Source organism: Mesorhizobium sp. P2_C5_2 (genome assembly GCF_056404535.1).
This window is the reverse complement of the sequence record NZ_JBFUDV010000003.1, coordinates 410,035-430,981: the sequence shown is the minus strand read 5'-3', so window position 1 is coordinate 430,981 and position 20,947 is coordinate 410,035. Positions and strand designations below refer to the sequence as shown.

Annotated in this window: 20 protein-coding genes and 1 tRNA gene; 9 read left to right on the top strand and 12 right to left on the bottom strand. The window is 61.6% G+C overall.

Going from position 1 to position 20,947, the window contains the following annotated elements; translation table 11 throughout:
* Positions 1 to 36 precede the first annotated feature (36 nt).
* Positions 37 to 966 (top strand): NADP-dependent oxidoreductase, encoded by a 930-nt coding sequence (locus tag AC1D1B_RS13370; RefSeq protein ID WP_477332826.1) that lies wholly within the window; start codon positions 37 to 39, stop codon positions 964 to 966.
* A gap of 63 nt (positions 967 to 1,029) precedes the next feature.
* Here AC1D1B_RS13370 and sciP read toward each other — a convergent pair whose 3' ends face one another.
* Positions 1,030 to 1,305 (bottom strand): CtrA inhibitor SciP, encoded by a 276-nt coding sequence (sciP, locus tag AC1D1B_RS13365; RefSeq protein WP_013529904.1) that lies wholly within the window; start codon positions 1,303 to 1,305, stop codon positions 1,030 to 1,032.
* A 257-nt stretch (positions 1,306 to 1,562) separates the two neighbouring features.
* Between sciP and mnmA the strand changes: the two genes are divergently transcribed.
* Positions 1,563 to 2,753: a tRNA 2-thiouridine(34) synthase MnmA gene (gene mnmA, locus AC1D1B_RS13360; protein WP_477332824.1), complete on the top strand. Its 1,191-nt coding sequence runs from the start codon at positions 1,563 to 1,565 to the stop codon at positions 2,751 to 2,753.
* Between the two features lie 164 nt (positions 2,754 to 2,917).
* Here mnmA and AC1D1B_RS13355 read toward each other — a convergent pair whose 3' ends face one another.
* On the bottom strand, positions 2,918 to 3,877 hold the full coding sequence (locus AC1D1B_RS13355) for a Gfo/Idh/MocA family protein (protein WP_023683623.1): 960 nt from the start codon (positions 3,875 to 3,877) through the stop codon (positions 2,918 to 2,920).
* Positions 3,878 to 4,114: 237 nt separating this feature from the next.
* On the opposite strand from AC1D1B_RS13355, the gene AC1D1B_RS13350 reads away from it, so the two are divergent.
* A tRNA-Met gene (locus AC1D1B_RS13350) sits at positions 4,115 to 4,191 on the top strand.
* 129 nt (positions 4,192 to 4,320) lie between these two features.
* Here AC1D1B_RS13350 and AC1D1B_RS13345 read toward each other — a convergent pair.
* Positions 4,321 to 7,449 (bottom strand): efflux RND transporter permease subunit, encoded by a 3,129-nt coding sequence (locus AC1D1B_RS13345; protein ID WP_477332822.1) that lies wholly within the window; start codon positions 7,447 to 7,449, stop codon positions 4,321 to 4,323.
* Positions 7,449 to 8,513, bottom strand: coding sequence for an efflux RND transporter periplasmic adaptor subunit (locus tag AC1D1B_RS13340; protein ID WP_477333308.1), 1,065 nt, complete (start codon positions 8,511 to 8,513; stop codon positions 7,449 to 7,451). Before AC1D1B_RS13340 ends, AC1D1B_RS13345 begins: the two co-directional genes overlap by 1 nt.
* Positions 8,514 to 8,643: 130 nt before the next feature.
* Here AC1D1B_RS13340 and AC1D1B_RS13335 point away from each other — a divergent pair, with 130 nt between their 5' ends.
* The 3 genes from AC1D1B_RS13335 (at position 8,644) to AC1D1B_RS13325 (ending at position 11,457) form a co-directional block, all read left to right on the top strand.
* On the top strand, positions 8,644 to 9,222 hold the full coding sequence (locus tag AC1D1B_RS13335) for a TetR/AcrR family transcriptional regulator (protein ID WP_477332820.1): 579 nt from the start codon (positions 8,644 to 8,646) through the stop codon (positions 9,220 to 9,222).
* 47 nt (positions 9,223 to 9,269) lie between these two features.
* A complete protein-coding gene (gene fabF / locus AC1D1B_RS13330) occupies positions 9,270 to 10,571 on the top strand; it encodes a beta-ketoacyl-ACP synthase II (RefSeq protein WP_477332818.1) in 1,302 nt (433 codons plus the stop codon).
* 70 nt (positions 10,572 to 10,641) lie between these two features.
* Complete coding sequence (locus AC1D1B_RS13325) at positions 10,642 to 11,457, top strand: oxidoreductase (RefSeq protein ID WP_477332816.1); 816 nt, start codon at positions 10,642 to 10,644, stop codon at positions 11,455 to 11,457.
* Positions 11,458 to 12,219: 762 nt separating this feature from the next.
* Here the strand turns inward: AC1D1B_RS13325 and AC1D1B_RS13320 are convergent.
* Positions 12,220 to 12,696, bottom strand: a complete 477-nt coding sequence (locus AC1D1B_RS13320; protein ID WP_477332814.1) for a DUF2867 domain-containing protein — start codon at positions 12,694 to 12,696, stop codon at positions 12,220 to 12,222.
* 169 nt (positions 12,697 to 12,865) lie between these two features.
* Here AC1D1B_RS13320 and AC1D1B_RS13315 point away from each other — a divergent pair, with 169 nt between their 5' ends.
* Entirely contained in the window at positions 12,866 to 13,522 is a 657-nt protein-coding gene (locus AC1D1B_RS13315) for an ankyrin repeat domain-containing protein (protein WP_477332812.1), read from the top strand.
* Between the two features lie 158 nt (positions 13,523 to 13,680).
* On the opposite strand, the gene AC1D1B_RS13310 is transcribed toward AC1D1B_RS13315, so the two are convergent.
* The 4 genes from AC1D1B_RS13310 to AC1D1B_RS13295 form a co-directional block, all read right to left on the bottom strand.
* Entirely contained in the window at positions 13,681 to 14,709 is a 1,029-nt protein-coding gene (locus AC1D1B_RS13310) for an alpha/beta hydrolase (RefSeq protein WP_477332810.1), read from the bottom strand.
* Positions 14,710 to 14,828: 119 nt separating this feature from the next.
* The gene (locus AC1D1B_RS13305) at positions 14,829 to 15,206 is read right to left on the bottom strand and encodes a hypothetical protein (protein WP_477332808.1); all 378 of its coding nucleotides are present in this window, start codon (positions 15,204 to 15,206) and stop codon (positions 14,829 to 14,831) included.
* 65 nt (positions 15,207 to 15,271) lie between these two features.
* On the bottom strand, positions 15,272 to 16,084 hold the full coding sequence (locus AC1D1B_RS13300) for an SDR family NAD(P)-dependent oxidoreductase (RefSeq protein WP_477332806.1): 813 nt from the start codon (positions 16,082 to 16,084) through the stop codon (positions 15,272 to 15,274).
* Positions 16,085 to 16,119: 35 nt separating this feature from the next.
* The gene (locus AC1D1B_RS13295) at positions 16,120 to 16,995 is read right to left on the bottom strand and encodes an alpha/beta fold hydrolase (protein WP_477332804.1); all 876 of its coding nucleotides are present in this window, start codon (positions 16,993 to 16,995) and stop codon (positions 16,120 to 16,122) included.
* Positions 16,996 to 17,117: 122 nt separating this feature from the next.
* On the opposite strand from AC1D1B_RS13295, the gene AC1D1B_RS13290 reads away from it, so the two are divergent.
* Both AC1D1B_RS13290 and AC1D1B_RS13285 read left to right on the top strand, forming a co-directional pair.
* Positions 17,118 to 17,759: a TetR/AcrR family transcriptional regulator gene (locus tag AC1D1B_RS13290; RefSeq protein WP_477332802.1), complete on the top strand. Its 642-nt coding sequence runs from the start codon at positions 17,118 to 17,120 to the stop codon at positions 17,757 to 17,759.
* A 602-nt stretch (positions 17,760 to 18,361) separates the two neighbouring features.
* Entirely contained in the window at positions 18,362 to 18,868 is a 507-nt protein-coding gene (locus AC1D1B_RS13285) for a LysR substrate-binding domain-containing protein (protein WP_477332800.1), read from the top strand.
* Here the strand turns inward: AC1D1B_RS13285 and AC1D1B_RS13280 are convergent.
* From AC1D1B_RS13280 to AC1D1B_RS13270, 3 genes are all read right to left on the bottom strand, one after another.
* The gene (locus AC1D1B_RS13280) at positions 18,865 to 19,680 is read right to left on the bottom strand and encodes a D-glutamate cyclase family protein (RefSeq protein WP_477332798.1); all 816 of its coding nucleotides are present in this window, start codon (positions 19,678 to 19,680) and stop codon (positions 18,865 to 18,867) included. The two genes, AC1D1B_RS13285 and AC1D1B_RS13280, sit on opposite strands and share 4 nt — an antisense overlap.
* 164 nt (positions 19,681 to 19,844) lie before the next feature.
* Positions 19,845 to 20,735, bottom strand: coding sequence for a type III secretion system export apparatus subunit SctT (gene sctT / locus AC1D1B_RS13275; RefSeq protein ID WP_477332796.1), 891 nt, complete (start codon positions 20,733 to 20,735; stop codon positions 19,845 to 19,847).
* Positions 20,671 to 20,940: an EscS/YscS/HrcS family type III secretion system export apparatus protein gene (locus AC1D1B_RS13270; RefSeq protein WP_477288483.1), complete on the bottom strand. Its 270-nt coding sequence runs from the start codon at positions 20,938 to 20,940 to the stop codon at positions 20,671 to 20,673. Before AC1D1B_RS13270 ends, sctT begins: the two co-directional genes overlap by 65 nt.
* Positions 20,941 to 20,947: the final 7 nt, after the last annotated feature.

The following is a 20,947-nucleotide window of genomic DNA, read 5'->3' as shown; positions in this document are numbered from 1 at the left end:
AATTATAGTGGCACCAACAGAGCAGGAGAGACTCCCATGCGTGCCGTTATCCAGAATTCCGTCGGCGGACCCGACGTCCTCGTCATCGCCGACCGTCCCGCCCCCTCGCCCAAATCAGGCGAAGTGCTCGTCCGCGTGCACGCAGCCGGCATCAATCCGGTCGATGGCTCGGTGCGCGCCGGCTATTATCCATTGCTGGGCGAACCGCCCTTCACCCTCGGCTGGGATATTTCAGGCACCGTCGAGGCGGTGGGCCTAGGCGTTAACGGCGGCCTCAAGGTCGGTGACGCCGTGTTCGGCATGCCGCGTTTTCCCAAACAGGCCGCGGCCTATGCGGAACTCGCTGTCACCCCGGCTGATGAAATCGCACCGAAGCCGCAAGGCATCGATCACAATCACGCCAGCGCGCTGCCACTGGCCGGCCTCACCGCCTGGCAAGGCCTTGTCCGCCATGGTGGCCTCAAGCCGGGCCAGCGCGTGTTGATCCATGCCGCAGCCGGCGGCGTTGGGCATCTTGCGGTGCAGATCGCCAAGGCGCGCGGCGCCTATGTCATCGCCACCGCCAGCCCGAACAAGCTTGACTTCGTCCGCTCGCTTGGCGCCGACGAGGTCGTCGACTACACCAAGGGCGACTTCACCGCTGCGGTCCGCGACCTCGATTTGGTGCTGGACCCGATGGGCGGCGACCATGCCGACCAATCGCTGACAGTCCTGAAGGACGGTGGCGTCCTGGTGTCGCTGCTCAATGTCCACGACACCACCCGGGCCAAGGCTGCGGCGCGAAACATCCGCGTCGAGCGGATGTCCGTCGTGCCTGACCGCGAAGGCCTCGTTGAGCTCGGCAAACTGGTCGATGCGGGAAAGCTTGCCGTCCACGTGGCAAAGAGCTTTCCGCTCGAACAGGCGGGCGCGGCGCACGCTTTTCTCGCCACCAGGCCGATCGGCAAGGTGGTGCTGACGGTCTGAAGCAGGCATTGCGACAGGCAAAAGGGCGCGGTTACCGCGCCCTTTTTTGTTGAGATCCTGGCTCTAATGCCGGTATTGCTGGATGCGCGTCGTGCGCAGCCCGGCAAGGCCGTATTCGTCGATCGACGCTTGCCAGGACAGGAATTCCTCGGTGGTCAGCTTGTAGCGCTGGCATGCCTCGTCGAGGCTCAAAAGCCCGCCGCGCACCGCAGCAACCACTTCCGCCTTACGCCGGATAACCCAGCGACGTGTATTCGTCGGCGGCAGATCGGCAATCGTAAGGGGGCTGCCGTCAGGCCCGATAACATATTTGACTCGCGGTCTAACAAGATCGGTCATCGTACTCTCTACAAAAAACTCAAAGACCCAATCCCCACCACATTACCGCCACAGCTTTAAAAATTGCCTAAGCGAACCCTAATGACTAGGTAAGGATCATGAACGCCGCGTTAGTCTTTTCGTCGGCATTTGAGTGAACGGCCGGCAGGCGCGCAATTTCCCCGCCAAATCGGCGCTGCCGCAAAGCTGGCGCCGCGGATGTGGTTGACCTATATTCGCGCCACTGCCATTGAAGCGCCGCGCAGAACGAAAGAACCATGAACAGCCTCGACCTTCCCGCCAGCCCGCAAAACACCCGCGTCGTCGTCGCCATGTCGGGCGGTGTCGATTCGTCCGTCGTCGCCGGCCTTTTGAAGCGCGAAGGCTATGATGTCGTCGGCGTCACGCTGCAGCTCTACGACCATGGCGCGGCAACGCACCGGGCCGGCTCCTGCTGCGCCGGCCAGGACATTGACGACGCCCGCCGCGTTTCCGAGACATTGGGCATCCCGCATTACGTGCTCGACTATGAAGAGCGCTTCCGCAAGGCGGTCATCGACCCGTTTGCCGAGAGCTATGTCGCCGGCGAGACGCCGATCCCGTGCGTCTCCTGCAACCAGACGGTGAAGTTCGCCGACCTTTTGGCGACCGCCAAGGACCTTGGCGCCGACGCGCTCGCCACCGGCCATTATATCCGCTCCGGCGCCAATGGCGCCCACCGCGCGCTGTTTCGTCCGGTCGATGCCGACCGCGACCAGAGCTATTTCCTGTTTGCCACCACGCAGGCGCAGATCGATTATCTGCGCTTTCCGCTCGGCGGCCTGTCGAAGCCTGCGGTGCGGGCTATCGCCGAAGAGATGGGGCTGACCGTTGCCGCCAAGCAGGACAGCCAGGACATCTGCTTCGTGCCGCAGGGCAAATATTCCGACATTATCGCCAAGCTGAAGCCGGCTGCCGCCAACCCGGGCGATATCGTCCACATCGACGGCCGCGTGCTTGGCCGCCATGACGGCATATTGCGCTACACGATCGGCCAGCGCCGCGGCATCGGCATCGCTTCGGGCGAGCCGCTCTACGTCGTCCATCTCGACGCCGACCGGGCGCGCGTCATTGTCGGCCCGCGCGAGGCGCTGGAGACGCACAAGATTTACCTGCGCAACATGAACTGGCTGGGCGACCGCGCGCTGTCCGACATCCCGGCCTGCGGCATAGAGCTGTTCGCCAAGGTCCGCTCGACGCGGCCGCCGCGGCCGGCCGTGCTGCATCACCGTGCCGGCAGCACTTTTGTGGAACTGGTCGACGGCGAGTCCGGCATCGCGCCGGGACAGGCCTGCGTGCTCTATTCCGACGATGGCAACGAGGCCCGCGTCTTCGGCGGCGGCTTCATCGAGCGTTCCGAGCGCGGCGCCGAGGCGGAAGCCATGCTGACGCGGCTTGCCGCCAGGCCGGCGCAGGTCCCCGCGGAATAAGTCAGGCAGCTACCACCCTCCTCAGAGACCGTTTCGAAATTCGCTCTGGGGAGTCATATGGTGGTGTTTTCGAGAACCGGAGCGGAGCGTACTTAAAGTACGTGAGCACCGGAAGCGCAGAAAACGCCATCAGATGACCGCCGGAGTAGAATTTCCAAACGGTCTCAGGACTTTGTGTGGGTGACCGTGCCCGCGGTCAGGATGCGCAGCACCCTGATCGCTTCCTCGCCGCTGGTGCGCGGCTCGGCCCGCGTCTCGATGCACTGGATGAAATGCTCGAGTTCGCGCGTCAGCGGCATGCCCTGGCCGACCGCGACATAGGACGGCTCGTTGGTGGTGAAGGCCCATTGGCCGCTGTCTTGCCACACCGCGTGGCGGTAGACGGCAAGCTTGCGCTCCCATGGCTCGACATCGTCGAACACCGCCATGGCCTTGGTGCCGACCACGGTCAGCCGCCGCTCGCGATAGGGATTGAGACGCGAGGTGAAGAGATGGCTGCGCAGACCGTTGGGAAAGCGCATGTGCAGATGCGCGAAGTCGCTGAGATTGTCGAGCAGTGCAGCCCCTTCGCCGCGCACCTCGATCGGCTCGGTTCCGGTGATCGCGAGGATCATCGACAGATCGTGCGGCGCCAGATCCCACAGCGCATCGTTCTCGGTGTGGAATTTGCCGAGGCCGAGACGATGCGAATGGATGTAACGGACTTCGCCGAGCTCGCCATTGTCGATCAGCGCCTTCAGCGTTTCGAAGGCGGGATGGAAACGCAGGACATGGCCGACCATGAAGACGCGGCCATTGTCCTTTGCCGCCTGCACCGCCCGCTCGGCGTCGGGCACCGTCAGTGCAATCGGCTTTTCCACCAGCACATCCTTGCCGGCCTCGGCGGCGCGCACGGCAAGATCGGCATGGAATTGCGGCGGCAGCGCCATGACGATGGCGTCGATATCGTCACGCACGAACAGCTGGTCGGGCTCGATCGCCAGGCAGTCCTGCTCACTGGCAAAACCTTCGGCCCGCGCCCGATTGGCATCGGAAACCGCATGCAGCGCGCCGAGCGCCTTGAGGGTGCGGATGTGGTTGCTGCCCCAGTATCCGCAACCGAGGACTGCAATGCGCGGCTTCATCAGCTTCAAACTCTAATTTCTTGGCCGAGACATAGCGACGTGCCCCGTCGAACTCAACCCCGGGTGCTCACCTCAGATGTCTGCCCGGCAAAGCTTTTCATCAGTGACAATATGCCGGCGCGCCGGGCGTATCGATGCTTGACAGGCTCGCCCTCCCAACCTTATATCCGCGCGACCTTGGCGAACGCCCCGAAATGCCTTTCGATTTAAGGCGGATTTCGGGCCTTTCGTCGCCCTGGCGGGGTAGCTCAGTTGGTTAGAGCACGGGAATCATAATCCTGGGGTCGGGGGTTCAAGTCCCTCTCCCGCTACCACTCGAGCAATAAGATCAATAGGTTACGCTGACATCCGCTACCGTTAGCCATACTGATTGCTCTCACTCGCATCGGCACACGAACCCGGCATTCGCCCCGTGCAGACAAAAAAGGCTCGGCAAGGGCGCCCTACTCAGCAGCCATAACTGGTCGCATTTCCAGTTCCTCCGTCGAAGCCTCATGGATTTCATCCGCAGTCGGGATCTCATCCGCGGTAGGCTTGATCCGGAACCACGCGATGTAGAGCGCGGGAAGGAAGAGCAGGATCAACACCGTGCCGGCCGCCGTGCCGCCGATCAGTGTATAGGCCATTGAACCCCAGAAGACGGAGTGTGTGAGGGGGATGAAGGCCAGCACGGCGGCAAGTGCGGTCAAAATGACGGGCCGGGTGCGTTGCACCGTGGCCTCGATGACGGCGTGATAGTCGTCAATGCCGGCAGCACGGTTCTCCTTGATCTGCTCCGTCAGGATCAGCGTGTTGCGCATCAGGATGCCGGCCAGCCCTATCATGCCCAGAATTGCGTTGAAGCCGAAGGGCTGGTGGAAGGTGAGCAGCATCGGCACGACGCCGACAAGGCCAAGCGGTGCTGTCAGCACGACCATGAACATCGTTGAGAAGGATCTCACCTGCAGCATGATGACGATCAGCATGGTGGCTATCATGGCCGGGAAGACTTTAGCCAGCGCGGTGTTGGCCTTTTCCGCCTCTTCGATCGATCCACCCATTTCGATGTGATAGCCGGCCGGAAGGGACGCAATCAAAGGCTGAAGGGCCTTCATTATCTGCTTGGAGACCTCCGGAGGCTGCGTCGCCTCATTGATGTCCGCGCGGATCGTGACAACGGGCGTGCGATCGCGGCGCTTCAGGATTGGCTCTTCCTGACGGATTTCCGAATGCCCGATCTGGTCGAGCGGAATCGAGCGGCCGTCTCGGCTCACGAGTGAGAAATCCGCCAGACGCGCCGGATCCAGCCGCTCGCCGCCGGCGCTGCGTGCCACGATGGGGACATTGCGGATGTCCTCGCGAACCTGCGTAACGGGAATGCCGGTGAGGAGGAATTGCAGTTGCTGTGCCACCTCCGCCGGCGAGAGGCCGATAAGGTTCAGTCGATCCTGGTCCGGCACGAAGCGAAGCACGGGCGTGCGATTGCCCCAGTCGCGGTTGGCCTGCCGCACGTCCGGGACGGCCCGCATGATGTCGAGGGCTTTTTCGGAAATGCCGTAGAGTTGCGTGGCATCGGGTCCCATGACCCGAAACTCGACCGGGAACGGCGTGTAGGGGCCGAACACGAGTTGCGTAACGCGGACATACGCCTCGGGTGCAAGTCCCTGCGCCACCGCCTCCCGAAGCCGGTGCTTCAACGCCTCACGCGCCTCGGCGTCCGGGGTCAGCACGACAATTTTCGCGAAGGCAGGATCAGGCAGTTCCGGAGCCATCGCGAAGAAGAAGCGCGGAGCGCCCTGACCGACATAGCTCGTCACGATCTTGGCCTCGGGCTGGCTATCCAGCCAATGTTCGAGCTTCTCGACCGCGGCGGTCGTTGTCTCGATACTGGCACCTTCCGGCAAGCGAACCTCCACCAACACTTCGGGGCGGTCGGATGTCGGAAAGAACTGCTGTTTGATGCCCCCCATACCGACGACGGAAAGCGCGAAGGCGATGCCGACGACACCGCAGGTTACAAATTTATGCCGCACGGCAAAGGTGATGAGCCGCCGCAAACGTCGATAGTTAGGCGTGTTGTAAATGGCGTGGTGACCGCCCTCGACCGGTTTGATCGCGGGCAGCATCTTGACGCCGAGATAGGGCGTGAAGACCACCGCTACGACCCATGAGACGATGAGAGCGAACCCCACGACCCAGAAGATGTTGCCGGCGTATTCGCCGGCCGTCGAGCGCGCAAAACCCACCGGCACGAAGCCAGCGATCGTCACCAGCGTTCCGGAGAGCATCGGTGCAGCAGTGTGGCTCCATGCATAGGCCGCCGCCTTGATGCGGTCCATGCCCTCTTCCATCTTCACCACCATAACCTCGATGGCAATGATGGCGTCGTCCACGAGAAGACCAAGCGCCAGGATGAGGGCGCCGAGCGTGATGCGGTCGAAGAACCGACCGGTTTCCAGCATGATGAGGAACACGACGGCAAGCGTCAGAGGGACGGCAGCCGCCACGACGATGCCGACGCGCCAGCCCATGCTGAGCAGGCTGATCAGCAGCACGACGCCGAGCGCCATCGCGAACTTCAACATGAATTCGTCGACCGCCGAAGTGATGTTGACGGCCTGATCGGACACCTTGTCCAACGTCATCCCAAGCGGCAGCGTCGTTGCGATCGCGGCAGTCTTGTCCTCAAGTGCCTTGCCGAGCGCGCGGCCATCCCAGCCCTCCTGCATAACCGCTGCAAGCATGATGGTGGGCTCGCCCTGACGACGGATGAGGTATGTGGGAGGGTCTTCATAGCCGCGGCTGACCTCGGCAATGTCGGAGAGCTTCAGCGTCCGCCCCGCAGCGACAATCGGCGTGTCGGCGATCGCCTGAACGCTGTCATAGGCGCCGTCGACCCGAATGAAGAGCCGCGGCCCCATTGTGTCGATCGAGCCTGCGGGCGTGACGGTGTTCTGCCGCTGCAACGCGGCGACGATGTCCTGTGCCGACACGCCGAGGGTTGCCAGCTTGGCGTAGGAAAACTCCACGAATATCTGTTCGGGACGTTCACCAAGGATGTTGATCTTCTTGACGCCGGGCACGTGCAGGAGGTCCTGGCGGATCACCTCGGCCTGCCTCGCCAGTTCCCGCATCGGCATGCCTTTGGCCTTCAGCGCATAAAGGGCGAAGCTCACATCCGAATATTCGTCGTTGACGAAGGGGCCGAAGACGCCGGGCGGCAGGTTGCGGGCTTCATCCCCGAGCTTCTTGCGAGCCTGGTAGAACTCCTCCTGCACGACGGATGACGGTGTGCTGTCCTTCAGCGTGACCGTCATATACGCATAACCCGGCCGCGTGGTCGTCTCCACGCGGTCGTACCAGGTCAGTTCCTGAAGCCGCTTCTCCAACGGTTCAGCGACGAGATCCTGCATCTCACGCGCTGTGGCGCCCGGCCATGCCGTCGTGACCGTCATGGTCTTGATGGTGAAGCTCGGGTCCTCCGCCCGGCCGAGCATGAAGAAGGCGTAGGCACCGGCAGCCACCAGCAGGAGGATGAAGAACAGGGTGACGGCGCGTTCGCGAACGGCTATCGCGGACAGATTGAAGCTCATCATTTGCTCCCGCTTTCGGACTCAGTCCGGACGAGAGCGCCCTCCTGCAGGAGATGTGCGCCGAGCGACACAATGGGAACGTTGGAGTTCAGTCCGGAGATCACAGCGGTCTCGCTGGTCACACGAACAAGCTGGACGGCCTGAAAGTGTACGGTCGAGGTGGCGCTGTCCAACACCCAAACGCCGGTCTTCCGGCCGTCATCAAGCACGGCTCCCAGCGGCACCTGTACCTCCGGCTGTTTCTCCTGGCTTGCAAGCCGAATGGTTACCGTCGCGCCAAGCGGTGCTGCGGCAGCCTCGCCGTCGAGCACATAGCGGGCCTCATACGTGCGGGTCTGGGCATCGGCGGAGTCCGACAACTGCCGCAGATGCGCTGAATAGCGACGCTTATCGCCACCATACACGCTGGCCTCGGCTGCCGAGCCGATCGCCGGCCGGATCGTTTCGGGAAGCGTGACCACCGCTTCGCGGGGGCCGGCCTTGGCGATCCGGATTATTGGCTGGCCGGCAGCGACGACCTGCCCCGGCTCGCCGAGCGTTTCAACCACTGTTCCATCCGCGTCGGCCAAAAGGACTGCATAGGCCGCCTCGTTTTCGGCGACCCGTGCGTCGGCCTCGGCGGCGGCAAGTTGCGCCTGGGCTGTATCCATCGCAGCCTTTGCCTGTTCATAGCGCTGGGGTGTCACCCACCCACTGCCAAGCAAACTGGCGTATCGCCGTTCATCCGGCTGCGTCTGAACGACGGCTGCACGCGCTGCGGCAACGGCGTTGCGCTTCGCCGAAAGCGCAAGGCGCAGATCGGTATCGTCAATTCGCATCAGCGGCTGACCGGCCTTGACATTCTGGCCAACGTCCACCAGCCGTTCCACGATCTTGCCGGGAACCCGAAAGCCGAGATTGCTCTGCACCCTCGCCCCGATGATGCCGGTGAAGCCGCGTTCTGATCCGGTCACCGGCGCTGCCGACACCAATCTGACGAATGGTGCTTCCTGCCTCGGGTCGGTCACCAAAGGGGCTTCCTGCGCAGGGGTAGCAAACGTCGAGAATGCCGCCGCCCATGACATCGCCATCAGCGTCGATCCCAATACGATAACGGTTCTCTTTTTCACGCTCGTCACCCCTTCTCAAAATAGATTGCGTTCGTGCTCTATATCGATTATAGATTACGAACGCAATCAAAAAAGGAGATCAACGATGAGAGTGAGCCGCATTCAAGCCGCAGAGAACCGCGAGACTGTGATCAATGTGGCAAGCCGGCTTTTTCGAGAGCGCGGCTTTGACGGCATCGGCCTCAAGGATTTGATGAAGGGTGCCGGGCTGACCCAGGGCGCCTTTTACAAGCAGTTCAAGTCAAAGGACGACCTGGCTGCGCAGGCGTCCAGGCGGGCGATGGAGAGCGCTACCCACCGATGGTCGGCCGCAACGGCGGCAAGCCCTGAGGATCCGCTCGGCGCGGTGATCGCGTTCTATCTCAGCATGGGCCATAGCGGAGAAAAGAGGGACGGTTGCCCGATCGTGGCGCTCGGTTCGGATGCCGCCAGACAAGGCCCGGACGTAAAAGCGTCGTTCGAAGCCGGCATCAAGGAGCATCTCGAGATCCTCGTCCGTTTCATTGCCGAGACCAATGCCGAGGAGGCCGGCGGCAAGGCCATGGCCATTCTCTCGACAATGGTCGGCGCGGCGCTTCTCTCGCGGGTCGTCAACGATCCCGACCTTGCGCAGGCTTTTCTGGATGCGGCGACCAATCAGGTTCGCGAAGCAGCCGGCGCTTGAGCGGCGTGCGCAGTGCTGGCGACGCACCCAATTTGATTGGAAAATAGATGCGACGGATTGTTGTTACAGGCATGGGAGCGGTCACGCCCCTTGCTGCCAATGTTGAAGCGTCCTGGTCACGCCTGCTTGGCGGTCGTTCGGGAATTCGTAGGCTTCCGGACGATGTGGTGGGAGACCTGCCGGCGAAGATTGGCGGCGTGGTTCCCTCCCAGGAAGAAGATCCAGACGCCGGTTTCGATCCCGATATCATCCTGTCTGCGAAGGATCAGCGCAAGGTAGACCGGTTCATTGTCTTTGCGCTGGCTGCGGCGGAAGAGGCGCTTGCGCAGGCGAAATGGAAGCCTGCCTTGGAAACGGATCGACTGCGCACGGCCACGATCATCGCCTCGGGCATCGGCGGGTTTCCTGCCATCACCGAGGCGGTGCGCACGGTGGATACGCGGGGCGCCCGCCGCCTGTCGCCCTTTACGGTGCCGTCCTTCCTGGTGAATCTTGCGGCAGGCCACATCTCGATCCGCCATGGCTTCAAAGGCCCACTCGGCGCACCGGTGACGGCGTGCGCGGCCGGCATCCAGGCGATCGGCGATGCGGCTCGTCTTATCCGCGCCAATGAAGCCGATATTGCCGTGTGCGGCGGGACGGAAGCATGCATGAATATCGTCAGCCTCGGTGGGTTTGCCGCGGCACGCTCTCTTTCGACCTCCTTTAATCACCGTCCTGATGAGGCCTCCCGACCGTTCGACAAGTCGCGCGACGGCTTCGTCATGGGAGAAGGAGCCGGCGTGCTGGTCATCGAGGCGTTGAGCCACGCGCTGGCGCGCGGCGCAAAACCGCTCGCCGAACTCGTCGGCTACGGCACGACGGCGGATGCTCATCACGTCACTTCTGGTCCCGAGGACGGTGGCGGTGCGCGCCGGGCCATGGAGATCGCAATCGCCCAAGCAGGGATTTCGCCGCGCGAGGTTCGTCATCTCAATGCGCATGCGACCTCCACGCCTGTCGGCGACCTAGGTGAGATCGAAGCGATCAAGAGCCTATTCGGGCGAGATTACGCGATAGCTGTCAGCGCAACGAAATCCGCGACCGGGCACCTGCTGGGCGCGGCCGGCGGGCTTGGTGCCATCTTCGCGATCCTGGCGCTCAGGGACCAGGTGGCACCACCGACACTCAATCTTAGCGCTCCCGACCCGGCCGCCGACGGCATTGACTTCGTCGCAAACGAGGCCCGGCCAATGGAGATGGAGTACGCGATATCCAATGGCTTCGGCTTTGGCGGCGTTAATGCCAGCGCCTTGTTCAGGCGCTGGACCGCCCCGGTGACCCGACGCGAGCACCGGGGGCGCTCATAACCGCCCCCATTCGCTCCGACCTTTCATGCTTCCCCATCTCCGGTCCAACACAAAGAAAGAAATGATTCCAATGAACAAGACCAATCCTGGCGTCGCCCTCGTGACAGGGGCATCTTCCGGCATCGGGCGGGCGACGGCCCAAGCCTTGCAAAGCGCGGGCTTTCGCGTATTCGGAACCAGCCGTCGCACGACCTCCAAGCAATCCGACGGCGTTACCATGCTGACCTGCGACGTGACCGACGACGCGTCCGTTGCGAAAATGGTCGATGACGTTCTGGCCAAGGCCGGACGCATCGACCTGCTTGTCAACAATGCCGGCATGGGTCTGTTTGGCGGCGCGGAGGAGTCCTCGATTGCCCAGGCCCAGGCGCTGTTCGACGTGAACGTCTTCGGCGTTTTCCGCGTGACCAACGCGGTATTGCCGGCAATGCGACGCCAAAGGAAGGGCAGAATCGTCAATTTGAGTTCGGTACAGGGGTTCATCCCCGCTCCCTATTTCGCGCTTTACGCGTCGACCAAACATGCCATCGAGGGTTATTCTGAATCGCTTGATCACGAATTGCGCCCGTTCGGCATTCGCGTTTCGCTTGTGGAACCCGCCTATACCCGCACGTCATTCGAAGACAATCTCGCCGCCCCCGATCAGTTGCTTGATGTCTATGACTCCGCGCGCGTTGGCATGACTCTGGCCGTCCGGAAAGCGATGGAAAAAGGCGATGCGCCCGAAGTGGTAGCCAAGACCATTTTGGCCGCTGCGATCGATCCCGCTCCGAAGAGGCGCTACGCGGCGGGAAAAATGGCGCGCCAGGTCAGTTTCCTTCGCCGTTTCGTCCCCGCGTTCGCATTCGACAAAAGCCTGCGAAAGCAGCTCGGGCTGCCGGTCTAACGATTTCGGCTGCAGACTAAACGAGGTCTTCGTATCTAGATGCTGGTACTAGACAGCCAACGTTCACATTGAGTACAGGGCGCAATTCAAGATGGCTCCTCATCCAAGACAACGGAGCAGGAACCGCCGATCCGATGACTGGGGGGAAAGGCGGTAGCGCTCTCCCGCTACCACTGCTACACCTAACCATATGATATTATTGTGGATTTTTGGCGATCAGGGTCAGGAGCACCTACTCCGGCGGGCCTGACTCCTCTCAACTGGTTGATAATAAAGACGTTTCGTCTCGGGGGTTCAAAGCCCCACCGCTACCATATAGCCTGTACTAGCAATTGCGGCTGCATTTGCGCGCCGCAGCCTGCTTAAAAGGAGATGCCGTGGCAGGTGGACCGCGGCGGACTATCATCGGATGCCGCCTGCCATGGGGGAGCCGCTCTTCAACAACGCAGGATATGCTTTCGTCAAAAAGAAGGACTCTAGTCTCTCAGAAGATGGGAGTATGTCTCCAAAGTCGAGTTGGCGTTCGAGGAGAACAAGTCTCTCCTTTCGGCTATCAGCGCTCGAGCAGCTTCAAACACACGATCCAGATGGACGGCCATGGCTTGCGATGCGCGTTCCGGGTCCCTTAGCCGGAGACCCGTGACGACATCCTCGTGTTCTCGTCGCCAGACATGCAGACTCCCCTCTCATCCGGCCACTCCCGTGAGGGGAGAAGGCAATCGAACCCATGTTCAGTCGCGGTCACAGCGGTGAAGTGAGCCGTCAGGTCGCTCCGCGAAGGACGACCGGCACGATCATCCTATGGAAGGGTGTTACCAGCCCGATATAGAAGCGGCCGAAGAGGTTCTTGCGCTTGACAAGGGTCGTTGCCCTTAGCCGCGTGCCGTGCTCGCCGAGATCGGCGACTTCGATCACCAGGCGAAAATCGAGATGCCAGTCGTCAAGGCCAAGGACCACCTCCCTCTCGCCCTGTGAGAGCAGGGGAAAGATGCCGATCTTGTCTTGGTGGGGCGATGGCGCGGACTCCGAGCCGGCCTTGAGCCCGACGAAGCGTCCGAGAAAGTTTCGAAGCGCCACCAGGCGCCGCACCCAGTCCGGCATGCGGCCCATCGACAGGCGGGCGCCTTCGATGGCCGTCAGACGCCGGTTGTTGATATCGATTTCGAAACAGTCCGCCCAATCGGCGTCGGGAAGGCTGATATGGGGAAGTTTCACGACAATACTGCGTGTCGATGACATAGTCTCTCCCTCCGAATTCATTAGAGAGAGACTATCATCCGGTGCAAAGTGCTGGGCATGTACCAACGTCGCTGCGACACCATGTCCAGCCCATCCACATCCACTGAGCGGACCTTCCAAACTTCAGTTCAGGGTGGTGCGCTGCCATTGCCGGACATACACTTCGTCAGTGAATCCCGAACAAAAGGGTTTACAGCAGACCATGATCGATGATGGAGCACTCCGGCGCCTGATGAAGGCAATCGCATTGGCTGACGACGCAGCCGTGCTCGGCTTGCTGACCGCCTCTCCTGCCCTCGCCCGGGCGACCCTGAACGAGGGGGCGACGCGGGCGGCGGACAACTTTTTTACCGAGATCAAACACTACGTCTATACTGGCGACACCGCGCTTCACGTCGCAGCGGCGGCCCATCGGACTGAGATCGTGGGCAAGCTGATCAACCTTGGGGCAGACGTCGCGGCGAGAAACCGGCGGGACGCGACACCGATCCATTACGCGGCCGATGGGATTCCTGGGTCGCCGAAGTGGAATCCGGTCGCCCAATCCGAGACCGTCGCCTGGCTGATCGCGTCAGGGGCCGATCCCAACGCCATCGACCAGAACGGCGTGACACCTTTGCATCGCGCCGTCAGAACTCGGTGCGCGGCGGCGGCGGGCGCGCTCCTGGACGGCGGTGCGGACGCCTTGCGTAAGAACGGGAATGGTTCGACGCCAATGATGCTTGCGACGAGGCAGACCGGCCGTGGCGGCAGCGGTTCGCCTGAGGCAAAGTCGCAGCAGGCGGAGATTATCCGGCTACTTGAGCGCTACGGCGCGACGCCGTAGGCGCAACGCCTCGTCTCAGACTGATCTCGGAATGTCCGCTTTTTCTGTGACTTGCCGCGCTCGAAAATCGGGGAAGGCCAGAATAAATGCATCCCCTCGCGTCGAGTGACTGGAGGGGATGCCGATCGGGGTGGCGGAGATCCGGGCTCCAGATACAATCAATTCAGGTGCTTGCGAATACCGTCAGCGATCTGATCAAGCGCAGCTTCGGTCGTCGGGACCTTGCGCAGGGCGTTGAGTGCGACAAAGTCATGGATCGTGCCATTGTACTGCACGACTGTCACCGGAACGCCGGCATCGGAGAGCTTGCGAGCATAGGCTTCGCCTTCGTCACGCAGCGGATCGTTTTCCGCTGTGATTACCAGGGCCGGTGGCAGACCGGTCAACTCGGCCTTGCTGGCGCGTATTGGCGAGACATACGGGTTGTCGCGCGTCTTGGCATCCAGCGCGTACAGGTCCCAGCCGTACTTCATGAACGCGCGCGACAGGAAGTAACCGTCCGCGAACGTCTTGTAGGATTCAGTATCGACGCTTGCATCCGTTGCGGGCACCAGCAGTGCCTGATAGGCGATCTTCGGACCCTTGCGATCCTTGGCCATCAGTGAAATCGCGGCGGTCATATTGCCGCCAACCGAGTTGCCCGCCACCGCGATACGGCTGCCGTCTGCACCGATCTCCTCGCCGTGAGCCGCCACCCATTCCAAGGCGGCATAAGTCTCGTCCAACTGGGTTGGAAACTTCGCCTGCGGCAGCGGGGTGTACTCGACGAACACGCCGACTTGGCCGGATTTGACGACGAGGTCGCGCAGTAGGCGCATGTGGTTGTCGAAGTTGCCGACGATCCACACGCCGCCATGGATGAAGAACAGGACGCCGGGGCTAGCCTCAGTGTGATCAGGCTTCATGATGTATATCTTCACGGACTGACCATTCTGCGTGATCGTCCGCTCTGTCGTCGTTACACCGGACATATCGACCGGGGACTGGTTCTGCAGAGCCGTCAGGATTTCCTGCGGCTTTGGCTGCGGCAATTCCCAGAACGGGCTGGGGTCCTTGCTGAGTTCCGTAAGGAATGCGCGCACCGTGGGGTCCAAGTGTGTATTGTTTTTGAAGTCTTCAGCAGAAGCTGACTGGGTCATGACGGTTGCTCCAATGATGAGGGCCAATAGGCCACTAAAGCGTTTCATGGTGTTCTCCGTGAGCGAGTGAGTGGACTCGGAGAAACTCCGAGATGGTTCGTCCTGCGGCATCCAGGCGATGCTCTGATGTTCCTCCCCTTTTGAGTTGAGAGGCCGGGGCGGCCAAATCAAAGAGAATGAAAGAGATAAACGGCGTAGACCGATACGATGACCAAATCGAAGATCACGATCGGGCGCATGTGAGCGGTATGCGGCCTTTTCCAATCGGCCAGGATCAAGCCGATTAGCCCGGCCTTCTCGATGCCGGCGGCCAGCATCAACGGAGCGCGGAGCTCCGGGCGCCACGCGGCGTAGATCAATAGCGCTCCTAGGCTCGGTGCCAGCAAGCTCCAATGTCGCGTGAACAAGCCCCCGACGCCATCGGGCGCGTCGACCCCGAACAGGAGTCTGGGCCCGCGCGCTGGGAATAGAAAAACGACGATTGGCAACATCGTAAAAGCGCCGCTGACCAACAGAACGACGTTAATGTAGTCGGCTATGATCATGGTAGTTCTCCAACGGTCGAGCCGAGGCGCGCCGCCCCGGCGTTCATATGAATGGACTTGCAAGGTCAGGGGTACGCGCGCCGCATGAATAGCTCGAACAACGCGTCCGGCAGCCAGGCTTTCAGTCGCGGGATCCAGCGGGCGAGCGCGCCGACGCGATAGCGCGGTGCCGGCACTCGGGCATGCACCGCCTGCACGACGGCGGCGGCCACATGCTCTGGCCGAGTATGACTGGCGAGGCCGTCGCGGCGCATGCGTCGGACCAGCTCGGCTCGCCGCTGGGCGAACGGGTTGTCGGCTGCGCTGACTTCCCGGATCGACTGATCGAGAGAGCCAGTGGCGACCGGGCTCGGGCTGACGGTGCAAGCATAAAGGCCGAGCGGCAGCAGCTCCTGCCGCAGCGATTCGGTATAGCCCTCGAGAGCGAACTTGCTGGCAGAGTAGGCCGCATTCATCGGCAGGCCGACCTCGCCCCCGATCGAGCTTATGTTGATGATACGCCCGGACCGTCGCTCGATCATGCGCGGCAGCACGGCTTGGACCATGCGCGCCGCGCCAAGAAAGTTCGTGTCCAGCTGGTCCATGAATTCGTGCCACTGGGTCTCGAGCACGGCGCCAAACAGGTCGTAGCCTGCGTTGTTGACCAGCACATCGATACGGCCCTCGCGCCGTAGCAGCTCGCTCACACAGGCCACGACGGACGCTGCGGTGGTAACGTCGAGACACAGCACTTGCAGGCCGTCCTGCCACCCGCTCTTGAGTTGAGCGCGCTGAGTCACGTAAACTCGGTGACCATGTCCGTGGAGCTGGCCGGCGATCGCCGCGCCGATGCCGCGCGTGCCGCCGGTGACGAGTATGACTCGCGATTCGTTCTTCAAAGTCTGGTTCCTTCGGGCGCGAAGTGAATCGCGCGTCACAGTTCGTCCAAAAAGGAAACGATGGCGCGCGTGGTTTCAGTAGGCGCGTCGACTACCGAAAGATGAGCCGTCGGCAGTTCGACGAAGCGCCCTCGCGGCAGTTGACCGGCAGCGCGGCGCAGATCACCGACTGGATACACGAGGTCGTGTGTTCCGGCGATAAAGAGCGCCGGTGCGGCGATGCTGTGCAGACGCGAAGCTAGGTCCTCTCTCTCCAGCAGCACCGAGCGAACCGCCCGGGCCAACGCCGTACCGCGGGCGTGTCGGATGTGTTTGCGGAATTCGTTCATGAAGACGATCTCGCGCTTCCGCGTCTCGGGCATGAAGTAGGTCTCTGCCACGCCCTGCGCGTAGACATTGCTGTTTTTCAGCCAGCGTGCGCCCCAACTGACGAAGCTATCGCGCCAGCGCGCACTGCTCTTGAAGACCGGAGTGTTCAGCATGACGACAGCGCGCGTGCGGTCTGGGTAGCTCAGCGCGAATTCGCCGGCGACCAGGCCACCCCACGAGGTGCCAATGCAGACTACCGGCTGGACGATCTCAAGGGTTTCCAGCACCTGCACGACAGCGTCAGCACAGTGAGCCATGCTGAAGCTGCCTGCGGACGCGCCGCTGGCACCGTGACCGGGGCCATCAATGAGGATCAGCCGGTAGCGCTCCCGCAGAGCGGCCATCTGCGCGTTGTAGATGCGGTGATCAGCCAGGACCGAGGGCCAGAGCACCAAGACCTCCAACGAGGCGTCCGCGCGGCTGGGAACGCCGGTATCGTAGACCGCCAACCTCCCGACGTTGGTTGGAATCGAGCGCGTCTTGACTGTATTGGGTTCGTTGCCCGTAATGCGGGCGACCGTCTCTGGATGGGGTGAGGTCATTTGGTCCAAGGGAGCTGTAAAGCCAGAGGTCCGCTCCGGCAGCAGGAAGGAATGTTATAGCCGTTAACATAAGTCGCAAGGAACCATAATGTCAACACCGATAACATCCGCTCTATGATCCTATGAAACAGCCTCCCAAGTCCCCCGCTGCCGGGCGGTATCATCACGGCGACCTGCGACGCGCTCTGCTAGAGGCAGCGGCGAAGGCTCCAGACATCGAACACATTTCACTGCGCGAGTTGGCTGCCGGGCTAGGTGTTAGCGCCGCTGCGGCTTATCGACACTTCGACAGTCGCGAAGCCTTGCTGGCGGAATTGGCGGCCGTCGGGATCGGTCAACTCCAACAGTGCTTTGCTGAGACGTTCGACCTTCAAGCCCCGGCCGCCGACGCACAGGAGGCGATTGCACGGCTCTACCGCTTGGCCTTGGCCTACCTTCGCTTTGCCGACGAACAGCCTGCCATGTGGCGCCTGATCTTTGGTGTGTACGCCGTGCAGACCCGTGCCAGCGCTTTGCAATCAGGCGCGCCGACCAGCTATTCGTATTTGCCGGCAGCCTTACAGGGGCTGTACACAACCGGCGTCATAGCAGCACCACCGGTGCCGGGCGACTTGCTCTTCACATGGAGCACCGTCCACGGCGCAGCAGCGCTGCGGGTAGGCAACGTTGCCGCAGCGCTGGGCGAAGTGGAGCAGGTGGGTGGCGAGGTGGTGCAGCGTGTTTTGCGGGGAATAGGCGCGCGTGGAGTTTCAGCGTTCTGCTGAAGCCTGGCCCGCGCTCCATGGCCGAGCGGCAACTACTGCGGCAGAAGGCGCACGACTGGTGGGACGCTGATCTACATACAGGCTCACTTAATAGGCGTAAAGATACGCAGTGCGCCTATGAATTCTCTTGGCAATTTGGTCGGAACAATTGCAGAATGCTGACAGTCCACAAGGCATTCGCAGGGGGAATGATATGCCTGCGACTTCAGAGTTCTTTTTCAGAACAGCCAATATGTTTCTCATTCTGGAATCGTAGCTGGCCGCTAGATGGCGATGTCCGCGTTTATGATGTGATTTCGGCTCCGGCACATACCAATTGCTAGGATGGCTTGTCCGCCATATTCGGCGGGCACTACGCACTCAATCCGGTTAAAGGTAAGATATGACCGCGCAGGTCACCGTTTTATTCTGGAACATCCAGACAGTCGGCTCGAGCAAGCTCGCACCCGCGCAGGGCGGCAACCAGTTGATGACGCTCATGGCCAAAGTGATCTCTTCTCAAAAGCCCCCACCTGCAGGCCAACAAGATCGTTCAGATCCTCGACGAGATCGATCTCTATTTCCGGCCGCGGCGGACTACCAAATCGGTTTCCATCGGCATCGTGAACGACTGCTTCAAGCCCGGCATCATCAGCACGATCAACGCCTTCAACCGCGCCTTTCCGGATGTCACCGTGGAGTTCAAGACGGAATCGTCGGCAAAGCTGGCGAAACGCGTGAGTGATGGCGAGGTCGAGATGGCGATCGTGCGCGACCTTTCGGAGATACCTGAGGCCGGCGAGATCCTGTGGTCGGAACCGCTCATCTGGGCCGGCGGCCCTGCCTACAAGCATGGCAGCGGCGAGCCGTTGCCGCTGGTTTTCTTCCCAGACCCTTGCGTCTACCGGCGATATGCCCTGGAGACGCTGGAAGCCCACAATGTGCCGTACAAGGTTTTCGCTAGCACATCCTGGACGATCTTTGAACGGTCACTGCGCTCAGGCGTCGGAATATCGCTGGTGACAGCGGACGTCTGCAAGGTTTGCGGTGTGGATATCGTCGATCCAAGATTGCCGCCGGCGCCGGTCACGAGCGCAGGCACTCACCACCCTGTTGCGCCACAGCCTTAACCGGGGGAAGATCGAAACGCATCCACATCGGTAATCAGCATGTGACCTGGCGACACCGTGACACACAACGCCAGTTCGGCGCGTGCAAGGGCATCTTGGGCCGTGAGGCTGCTGGCCCAAAATACAGGGACTTCACCTTCCCTGATTTCGACCGCATCGCCCCAGTCGGGCGCCATCAAATCCTTGATACCGATCGCCGCAGGATCGCCAACATGGATGGGAGAGCCGTGAGCATGCGGGTAACGCGCGGTGAGCGCGCGGACCTTGTCGACATCGCATCGTTTTATCGACCGCATCGAGGCGAGCATCTCACCCCCGAACGGCCCAACCTGACACGTCTCGATTCTGGTTCGGAAAGTGGGCGGTGTTTTTCGATAGTCGGTGCTGCGCAGTCTCACACCCTTTTCAGCAAGCGCTGAGTCTACGCTCAAGGCACTGCCGAGCGCGAAGGCGGCAAAGTCGTCGCGCCACAAATCGATGATGTCCGCTTTCCAGCCAATGACCTCGCCGAAACAATAGATGTTGTACTGCGGGGCGTCGGTACGGATATCGATATCGCCAAGGGTCGGCAACGACGGGCTACCGATGCGGTTGATGCCGACCAGCGGACAAGGTTTCGGATTGCGAACGCAAAACTGATGAAATTCGCCGGCAAAGCGGCGCGGCAAAATAACAAGATTGGCCTGGAGTTTGCCGCGCGCAAGTCCAGTCGTGCGCCCCTCATAGGCGCCTGTTCTGACAAGTTTGCGCAGCTGGCTTGACTCGACGAGCCGCAAATCCTCAGACATCAGTGACGCGGAAGGGTAAGCCATGGCTTCCAGAGGTATTCACGGTTCAGAGTCAGGTCGTGACTGTCTAAGATCATCGACGCCTCGTCTGCCTGTCAAATTCTTATAATCTTTCCTTGCCGATAAATTCTATTTATTGGCCGGCCAACGCCTACGCTACAGACACATCCTGACACTATTCATGCGCTTCAGCGGCAGCCTCGACAGGCTATCGCTTCTATTTGCCGACCGGCCTCATGCAGGAAACCGAGGTCACGATGCATGTAGAAAATGAGGAACGCGGCGTAGAGGACAAAGACCAGGCTGAAAACCAGCGTCTTGACGACCAGCGAGAGCGCGAAAACGTTGAGATGGGGAGAAGCACGGGCAAGAAATGCCAGCACGATGTCGGACAAAAGCATGCTGATGACAAGGGGGAACACCAGGGTGAGCGCCATCATCAGGATGCGGTTGAGCAGGCCGAGGAACAGCAAGGCGGCCTCCTTGCTGAACACGGGCAGGAACGCGTCGACCGGCCAGAGGCCATAGCTGTCATAGATGCCGGTCAAGGAGAGCTGGAGCCCGCCGGCTGCCAGATAGATGCTGAGCATCGTAACGGCGAGCAAAGTGCCGGTGGAACTGGTTTCGTGGGTCATCATGGGGTCGATCAGGGTCCCCATCGTCGAGCCCCTCTGCAGGTCCAAAATGTCGCCCGCTGCCTCGGCGGCCCAGAACGGGATCCCCATCGCCAGGCCGAGCGTCACGCCGACGACCGCCTCCTTGAAAATATAGAGGACGACCAACGCCATCGAAATGTCGGCGCTCGCCAGCTTGCTTGCGATCATCGGAAAGACCGGGACCGCCAGCGCCAGCGCAACGCCGTTGCGCAGAAGCCCCGACAGCGGCACGCGCGAAAAAAGCGGCATCAGAAGCATGAAGCCGATCAGGCGCGCCAGCGCGAAGCTGCCGGCGAGAAGGTAGAGCTGAAACTCCCGGAGGGACGCGAAGAGGGGCTCGGCCGCCATGTCGTGCGGCTCAGCGTGTAAGGACCGGAAATTCATCCAGCGCCGCCGATGCCTGCTGGGCGATCTGCTGGCCAAGCAGCGGGCCGGTTACCATGATGACCAGCAGGATGACCACGAGCTTGATGGTCTGCGGTAGCGACTGATCCTGGATCTGCGTCAGCGCCTGCGCAAGGCCGACAAGGAGACCGACGGCAAGTGCCGCGACGATTGCCGGGCTGGATGCCAGCAACACCGTCATAAGCGCGCCCTGGACCTTCGCCAGAATGATGTCATCGTTCATGCAGCTC

Excerpts from the sequence above, each read along its gene's own strand:
- AC1D1B_RS13370 (WP_477332826.1), top strand. The coding sequence starts at position 37 with ATGCGTGCCGTTATCCAGAATTCCGTCGGCGGACCCGACGTCCTCGTC.
- AC1D1B_RS13320 (WP_477332814.1), bottom strand. The coding sequence starts at position 12,696 with ATGTCATCGACACGCAGTATTGTCGTGAAACTTCCCCATATCAGCCTT.
- sciP (WP_013529904.1), bottom strand. The coding sequence starts at position 1,305 with ATGACCGATCTTGTTAGACCGCGAGTCAAATATGTTATCGGGCCTGAC.
- AC1D1B_RS13270 (WP_477288483.1), bottom strand. The coding sequence starts at position 20,940 with ATGAACGATGACATCATTCTGGCGAAGGTCCAGGGCGCGCTTATGACG.
- fabF (WP_477332818.1), top strand. The coding sequence starts at position 9,270 with ATGCGACGGATTGTTGTTACAGGCATGGGAGCGGTCACGCCCCTTGCT.
- AC1D1B_RS13295 (WP_477332804.1), bottom strand. The coding sequence starts at position 16,995 with ATGACCTCACCCCATCCAGAGACGGTCGCCCGCATTACGGGCAACGAA.
- AC1D1B_RS13280 (WP_477332798.1), bottom strand. The coding sequence starts at position 19,680 with ATGGCTTACCCTTCCGCGTCACTGATGTCTGAGGATTTGCGGCTCGTC.
- mnmA (WP_477332824.1), top strand. The coding sequence starts at position 1,563 with ATGAACAGCCTCGACCTTCCCGCCAGCCCGCAAAACACCCGCGTCGTC.
- AC1D1B_RS13290 (WP_477332802.1), top strand. The coding sequence starts at position 17,118 with ATGAAACAGCCTCCCAAGTCCCCCGCTGCCGGGCGGTATCATCACGGC.
- AC1D1B_RS13335 (WP_477332820.1), top strand. The coding sequence starts at position 8,644 with ATGAGAGTGAGCCGCATTCAAGCCGCAGAGAACCGCGAGACTGTGATC.
- AC1D1B_RS13345 (WP_477332822.1), bottom strand. The coding sequence starts at position 7,449 with ATGAGCTTCAATCTGTCCGCGATAGCCGTTCGCGAACGCGCCGTCACC.
- AC1D1B_RS13325 (WP_477332816.1), top strand. The coding sequence starts at position 10,642 with ATGAACAAGACCAATCCTGGCGTCGCCCTCGTGACAGGGGCATCTTCC.
- AC1D1B_RS13355 (WP_023683623.1), bottom strand. The coding sequence starts at position 3,877 with ATGAAGCCGCGCATTGCAGTCCTCGGTTGCGGATACTGGGGCAGCAAC.
- AC1D1B_RS13310 (WP_477332810.1), bottom strand. The coding sequence starts at position 14,709 with ATGAAACGCTTTAGTGGCCTATTGGCCCTCATCATTGGAGCAACCGTC.
- AC1D1B_RS13340 (WP_477333308.1), bottom strand. The coding sequence starts at position 8,513 with ATGTCATGGGCGGCGGCATTCTCGACGTTTGCTACCCCTGCGCAGGAA.
- AC1D1B_RS13305 (WP_477332808.1), bottom strand. The coding sequence starts at position 15,206 with ATGATCATAGCCGACTACATTAACGTCGTTCTGTTGGTCAGCGGCGCT.